At 43.3% G+C, this 4,741-nt stretch carries 8 protein-coding genes; 1 reads left to right on the forward strand and 7 read right to left on the reverse strand.

Annotated elements, in window-relative coordinates; genetic code table 11:
* The 6 genes from ACGLXV_RS08955 to ACGLXV_RS08980 form a co-directional block, all read right to left on the reverse strand.
* Positions 1-226 (reverse strand): hypothetical protein (locus tag ACGLXV_RS08955; RefSeq protein WP_391558327.1); only part of this gene is annotated, 226 nt, incomplete at its 3' end.
* Positions 216-452, reverse strand: a complete 237-nt coding sequence (locus ACGLXV_RS08960; RefSeq protein WP_391558328.1) for a hypothetical protein — start codon at positions 450-452, stop codon at positions 216-218. The genes ACGLXV_RS08960 and ACGLXV_RS08955, both read right to left, overlap by 11 nt.
* Positions 436-963: a lysozyme gene (locus ACGLXV_RS08965; protein WP_391558329.1), complete on the reverse strand. Its 528-nt coding sequence runs from the start codon at positions 961-963 to the stop codon at positions 436-438. The genes ACGLXV_RS08960 and ACGLXV_RS08965 overlap by 17 nt, the downstream gene beginning before the upstream one ends.
* Before the next feature lie 9 nt (positions 964-972).
* Entirely contained in the window at positions 973-2,058 is a 1,086-nt protein-coding gene (locus ACGLXV_RS08970; protein WP_391558330.1) for a hypothetical protein, read from the reverse strand.
* 32 nt (positions 2,059-2,090) lie between these two features.
* Positions 2,091-2,417 carry a hypothetical protein gene (locus ACGLXV_RS08975; protein WP_391558331.1) on the reverse strand — a complete coding sequence of 109 codons (327 nt, stop codon included), beginning with the start codon at positions 2,415-2,417 and terminating at the stop codon, positions 2,091-2,093.
* Positions 2,418-2,619: 202 nt separating this feature from the next.
* Positions 2,620-3,711, reverse strand: a complete 1,092-nt coding sequence (locus ACGLXV_RS08980) for a hypothetical protein (protein WP_391558332.1) — start codon at positions 3,709-3,711, stop codon at positions 2,620-2,622.
* Between the two features lie 75 nt (positions 3,712-3,786).
* Between ACGLXV_RS08980 and ACGLXV_RS08985 the strand changes: the two genes are divergently transcribed.
* Complete coding sequence (locus ACGLXV_RS08985) at positions 3,787-4,458, forward strand: hypothetical protein (protein ID WP_391558333.1); 672 nt, start codon at positions 3,787-3,789, stop codon at positions 4,456-4,458.
* Here the strand turns inward: ACGLXV_RS08985 and ACGLXV_RS08990 are convergent.
* Positions 4,459-4,741: hypothetical protein (locus ACGLXV_RS08990; protein WP_391558334.1), on the reverse strand; the 283-nt coding region annotated here is incomplete at its 5' end. It abuts the gene before it with no gap.

Genomic DNA, 4,741 nt, shown 5'->3' on the forward strand with positions numbered 1-4,741 from the left:
GGTCTTTCTTCTCAGACTCTACAACAACCACTGCTTTATCACTCAAATCACAAGACAAACCCTTTAAGTTAAGGGACTTTTCATACCCTGCAATCGTTTCCTGTGACTCTTTGAGTGCATGTACAGCTACGGCTTTATCGGCGAAAAGGGAGTAGGAAAGATAGCCAAAACCTAATGTAGAAGCTGATAGACCGAGAATGAGGTAGAACGTTAAGCTATTGAACATCCCCATCACCACTTATATTGTCATCTGTCTGGTCAATGAAACGGCCTAGTCCACCTAAGATAGCAAAGATAGTCACTAGAGTAGCCAAGACAGGCATAGATAGTCCTGCACCCAAAACACCCAATGCAGATAGGCCAGTCACAGAGATTGCACTAAACAGAATCCCCACCAAAGAAATAAAGGAGTAGGACTTCAGATGACGCTTCCAATCATTTATTACTTTCATTGACAACCTCCTTAACTTCTAAGGGAACTTCACCCATACAAAACTGATACTCTTTAGTTCGTCTAGTGACAAGACCATTAAGCTTTTTCCCTTTCGCGTAAATCCAACGTGTCAATTCCAAACAAGCCCCACCATAGTTACCAGCATTCAGTCTTTTAAGCATAGTGCTGGATGAGAAATTACCAATCCCAACATTGTACACAAAAGAAAGCATAGCAGCATGTTGGTAATCAGATTTGAAAGGAACCTTCACAACAGACATCAGTTGCTTGTCATGTTTAATAAGATCCTCAGCAAATACTTTATCGCATTGATCTACGGTGAACGTTTGTCCAAGCTTGAGTTCTGGTCCTGTGTGGCCGAAACATGAGGTCAAAATACCAACAGGGTCTAAATAAGTTTTAGTTACTAGACCTTCTGAAGGAGCTATAAGGAAGGAGCCAGCAAGGGCGAGTGATGAGGCCAAACCAACCCCAAGAAGTTTTTTATACAAATTAGAGTTGGTGCTCATTTTCCCACCTTAATAAATACTTAGAATACGCCAACGCATGTTCACACCATCGTAGTAAAGCGTAACGGTTCCTCCGGGATAGAGTGTTTCATTCTTCCTAATAGCAAACCGATTTGACGGCTGACTTGACTCCCCTGAATTGGTGAGAGTTATAGGATTTGCTCCGGTATTCAATAGGATTATCTTGCGACCATTGGTTCCTCCAGCAATACCTCCAATTGAAAGACCAATAGTGGAGTAAACTCGAAACACATTCCCTGTGGTTGCGCCTATACCCCAATCGCTCAAATTAGAGTTAAGTCCATCTAGGGAAACAACACCATCAAGATAGATATTACCCGTAAGCTCTACGGATGCTTGACCCGTACGAAGACATGGACCTACAATTGTTGCATCAGAGAAGTCAATACCATATTGATGGAAACCACTAACCGCGAACACTGTACCTGAATTGCTGTCATCACGAAAGCCAGCAGACGCTATCGAGTTTTGAGTTACCGCAAAACCCACATCCCAAAATGATCCCGTCACACCACCAGCAGCAAAGGCTACACCGCAGAGATTTGCACCGCCATAGTTGTTGTCGGTATCACAAGTGGCCCAAACACCCATACCACTAGAAGATCCTCCCGGACTATAGTGTTTGTTCTGCATAGTCAGATTGGTAACTCGTACCTCAGCAGCCATAATGTTGCCATGTCCCGGCAAGGGCGAGCTATTGCGACCCTCTGCATAGAGACCTATACCACACCCAGCACTATCCTTGGCGTGTCCTTGAGCACACAATCCAAGAGCATCGACTCCCGGAGTTACAGCTTGACCAACAGCAGAGAAATAGCCAGCGTTCGCTTGCATAGTGCTGGATGGATCAGAGACGGAGATAGACTGTATCGCAGCATTAGCTTCGTTGTTAACCACACCACCGTTTTGTGAGCCGACCATGTTCTCATATCGAGACACTTTCATCGTTGGACCACTAGTTATAACAGGCTCTGTTGGAGACCCATCTATAGCTACATATTGCCTACCGGAGTGCATACTGTAGTAATACTGATCGACACCTTGGTTTACTGTGAACTTATCATCTTGTATCATGTTCCAGCCCCTTAGATGGTGGTTTTATCAAATTACCATTCAATCGCAATTACTTGTTCTGCCTCGATTGCAGCGTCCACGGCAGCTAATTTAGTAGCAAGTTTTACTTGTGAGTATTTGATATGCTCGTTCATATCAACCATCACAGCAATAATCTCGGAAGCTGTATGTAGTTTCCATTCATATCTGGTACCATCAGATGCCCAAATAGGCTCTGGTTGTGCAGTAAATGTTGCAATATCATACCTTACTTTTAGATTAATTTGGTCTACCAGTCTACAATCATAGTTGTAGACACCGCCAAGTGCTTCCGATTGAAAACTAGATCTGGTTATTGCATTAGAACACGCCTGTCTCAATTCATCCCTCTTAAGGGCTGAAACTTCCGACAGCACGGGAGGGAGAGGGTAGAGATTCGGAAACATAAAGCGCAGGTAGCGGATATCATCTTCTGGAATTTCACCTTGATTTGGATAAAACACCGGGTCTTGCGGACTACCAAAAACAGAAAGAAGTTTAGCTTCAGTATTATCAGTAAATTGCACGTACATTTTACTACTCCTAAATAGTATAACCAGAGCATTCTATTTTAAACAAGGGTGTTGTTGGGCCTGTTTGCCGGTAGAAGATGGTCTGTGGGGATGTAATTGGTACGGAAGAGAACTGACCCTCTATCCCAAAGACGTTAGACACAGCCCCCAAAATACCGGTGTATTCAATAGTTGCACCAGAATTCAAAAACAAGAAGATAGACCCCTGCCCGGCTGATACTTGTGTGGTATTTACAAACAAGAACCCACTAAATGTTTTTGCGTTTCTTGGGAGGGCTTGTGATGCAGCAAGGGTAGTTGTACTTGCTGCAATAGCATTTGTGGTTAAGATGTCCACAATCGTATTATAACTAAAAGATTTATCTTGCTGATACCCAGCAACAAGCTGTGAGCTGGCGTTGGTAGGCCACACAGAAAGCAAGGCAGATGCGGTATACCCCGCAGGCATGTTTGCCCCTGAGTAGATTGCCGTGGCAGTCACAGATGACGCATTGGTCGCCAGCAGGGCTGAAACTGCTGTAATGGGGTTATAAATTGCATACAAGGCCACATAACCAGATACTGGTGCTGTGCCAGTATCCATACCTCCAGCTCCTACTGTGTTCACTGCTATTACTTTACTGAAGCTTGCAAGTTTGTATGTAGAACCGCCAAGTGCAGTCGATACAATAACCTCATCAGCAGTTACAGTTGCTGATACGGCAGCGGCAGCCAATGTGATTTTAGTATTCAATGACACCGTGCTGGTTGGGTGAGTGCTTGTGAAGGCTCTTGTCCAATAGGTTTGTGTAGCGTCGGTTGTGGGGTTTTGATTCAAACTATCTGCAACTGCCACATAGATATTACCATCACTACCCTGTACATAAGAACGTACACCAGATGTCGTGAAGTAGTAATTGGACGCTGCGTCCCATTCACTAATCCCTTTCTGGAATAGGTGGAGGATTGCGTTGTCTTGACGATTTTGTACAAAGTTTTCCCACTGGAAAGGGGGAACTTCCGCAGTCCAGCCTGTCTGAATCTTTACATCACTGGGAGCAACAATGGCTCCACCGGACGCCCATTGAAAACTAAAATCCGGTTTTGAAACTTCGTTTGCCATTTAATTAAAATCCTTGACTTTACGGGAATTTGTTTTATACTCAACCATTCAAAACAAACTACTAGGAGTTTTATTGTGACGAGAGTTGTTAGAGGCATTGCTATAAATGATACTGAAATCTGTGGACCTGCGTGCACAACCCGTGATGAGTATGGCAGGAAACAAAATTACCCAGACTATGCCTTGTGGTATGGTATGCTTGTTCGGTGTACTTGTGAGAAAACTAAACAGAGAAACCCCACCTATAAGTGTGTAACTTGCCATCCAGAATGGTTACTTCGCTCAAACTTTAAATTGTGGTACAACGAACAACCTTGTTATTTATCTATGGACGGCACTCGTTTGGACTTAGATAAAGATATTCTAGTCAGAGGTAATACCGAGTACGGACCCGATAGATGTTGCCTTGTGCCAAGATATCTCAATACTATATTGGGTTCTGGTCTACACTCATCCTCTGGTATGCCAATGTGGGTAACATTCCAACCAGAGGTCAACTCCTTAAATCCTTACAGGTCATCAATGAGCGGTATCAACAGTAATTATTTACATGTTGGCTGTTTCCCCACAGCTCTGGATGCACACAAAGCTGCGCAATTGGCAAAAGCAGAAGTGATCAGTCATACTATAGAACATAAATACAAGTTGGAGCCAAGTTATCGACAAGACGTTGCACAAGCTCTTAGAGACAGAGTAGACCAACTTCTCTCGGATGCTGCAAATAATATTGAGACTAAACTCCTCTAACTAGAGGAGTTGCCCATATTGGCCACCCACAGATAAATCACTTAAGTCCCCGTAGCCTTTAGCGTTGAGGGCACCTTGAAAACCAAAATAATCTTCGGCTATAAACTCTCCAAAATTAATCCTCACACCAATAGGTTTTGGAATAAATCTTGAAGGATATCCTGAAGAATAAGATGTATATGTAAGCAACACTTTTTCAAACGTTGATAGCTCACGTCCCAACATTACAGTAACTTCCGCATTACCTTCAGCAACAACCAAACTCATATCAATTCCAAATATG

This window comes from Robertmurraya sp. (assembly GCF_036676585.1).
Classification (GTDB): domain Bacteria; phylum Bacillota; class Bacilli; order Bacillales; family Cytobacillaceae; genus Robertmurraya_A.